Here is a 1,860-nt window from a genome sequence, read left to right as displayed (position 1 = left end):
CGCACGTTGCTAACACCGCGCCAAACGGCGTAACATCCGCCGAGACTCTAACCGCTACTGGGTGAAACTTCAGGGGCAGGTCAGCCGGAACACAAGTCAGAGTGCAATGATGATTGGGGCCGCTTCCAGGACGTCCTTGACGCGTTCGTCCGGCGCCAAGCATTCGCATCCTAATCCAAATTTAAACCTCGTCCAGCAAGCCGCCGATCCCCTAGTGGAGCGAGCCGGGGATTGGCTTTTTGGCGGCGAGCTATCTATCTGCTTGGTCGCGCCATTCGAGCGGCGAGCTCGGGCCTTACATAGATCGGGTGGCCGCCGCACGGGTCGGAGGGGTTCGTATCGACGCCCACAAATGGAAAGGGATTGGGTCAGCGACGATCTGGACGCACGTGGAGGGGCACGACTTTATCCATGTCGCTGTGACCGGAGCGCCGGCTTTGCAGCTTCACCACCTGCTCGAGTTCGAGAGCCTCTATGGCGAGCTCATCTGCCAAGCGTTCGAAAAGTGCGCGCTTCTGCGGGTCGCTCGATCGTCTGCTCATAAGGACCAAATCCGCGGCATCGGCGCGGAGTTTGTCCAATTTTTCCCTTAGATCCGCCATGGTATCGGCCCCGTCCTAGACCTACCTCGTCATGCGTGACGGGATGCAGGTCAACGGCGGAACACGCTATGGGTTCTTCGTTAACCGATTGTTAGGCCGACGTTCGTGAAGGCCGAGATGTGTGAACGAGCACCCGCTAGCTTTGCCGAGCGCGCGTCTGCGGCTATCCGATCAATGCTTCAGTGCGCACACGTGGTCACGAGCAGCATGGTCCGGCTGCATTGCCAATCGGATCCCAACATTGGTTCAGGGACTCCACGAGGAGTACCGATGGCCATAGTAGTACCAGCCGCCGCCAGAACGCCAGAGCAGCGGCGGTCAGCGCGAGCATTCGATAGGTTGCCAAGTTCCACTTCATTGCGCTTCCCTCCAGTGGAAGCGCGCACGCTACGCTCGGTGATACCCTGCCGGTTGTGAACTACTTCACACAATGCGCATCACAGCCGTGTGCAGGAGGCCCGCCGGCACGAATTGGTGGGCATTGTTCGCCAACGTCGCGCTTCCCTAGCGTTGACGATTGGCTCTGACGACGACGCCGCTTGGCTAAAACCATAGTCGAGGTCGCTGGCGATGTCCCGAGCGACGCGCGCGCCGTATTGGACGGCTAGTTGAGCCGAGCCAAATAGCTCCCCCACATCGTCCGCATGTGTCTCTCCCTTGTGAAAAATCGGGAGGTAGTAACGTCGCATAGCCGCGGCCCTCGTCCTTTAGCGCGATCATGCCCACGGCTCAGGACGGCCTACACCTGTCGAAAAGGACAGCGTCCGTCAAACAGCGCCATTCACGAGGCATGCGAACCGCGCAACACGTGTTAGACCGCGCTCCTATCAACGAAGGAGCGCCAAGTTGGCCAAGAAGAAAAAAGTGTTCGTCGCAGTGGACGAGCTATCGCCCAAAGTTGGTGACGGCGGGAATCGGAAAGGCGGCATATCGTGGGGGTGCTTGACGCCTCCACTTCTCCACCGAAGGAGCGATATGCCGTGTCCAACGATAACGTCATCCATCTAATTCAGCCAGGAATCTTCGACGATCAACTCACAGAAGTCTTGCGCAATGGAGCGCGTGCCCTGCTGGCCCAGGCGGTCGAGGCCGAGGTTGCAGACTTTCTAGGCCAGCATGCCGATTTGAAGACCCGGGACGGCCACCAGCGCGTCGTCCGCCACGGTCACCTGCCGGAGCGCGAGGTGATGACCGGCATCGGTCCGGTCGCCGTCCGCCAGCCGCGTGTACGCGATCGCGAAGCGGACGCCGCCGATCC

The 1,860-nt window shown here is 60.2% G+C and carries 1 protein-coding gene and 1 pseudogene; one reads left to right on the top strand and one right to left on the bottom strand.

The features are described 5' to 3' along the window. Positions 1-368: 368 nt before the first annotated feature. Positions 369-602: a hypothetical protein gene (locus tag IVB32_RS32715; RefSeq protein WP_247361368.1), complete on the bottom strand. Its 234-nt coding sequence runs from the start codon at positions 600-602 to the stop codon at positions 369-371. Positions 603-1,582: 980 nt separating this feature from the next. Here IVB32_RS32715 and IVB32_RS32710 point away from each other — a divergent pair. Continuing rightward, positions 1,583-1,860 (top strand): annotated as a pseudogene (locus IVB32_RS32710) (IS256 family transposase); the annotation flags it as partial.

It is taken from the genome of Bradyrhizobium sp. 23 (genome assembly GCF_023073295.1).
Classification (GTDB): domain Bacteria; phylum Pseudomonadota; class Alphaproteobacteria; order Rhizobiales; family Xanthobacteraceae; genus Bradyrhizobium; species Bradyrhizobium canariense_D.
This window is presented reverse-complemented; position numbering and strand designations above follow the sequence as displayed.

Coding starts and splice junctions, on each gene's coding strand:
- IVB32_RS32715 (WP_247361368.1), bottom strand. CDS start 602: ATGGCGGATCTAAGGGAAAAATTGGACAAACTCCGCGCCGATGCCGCG.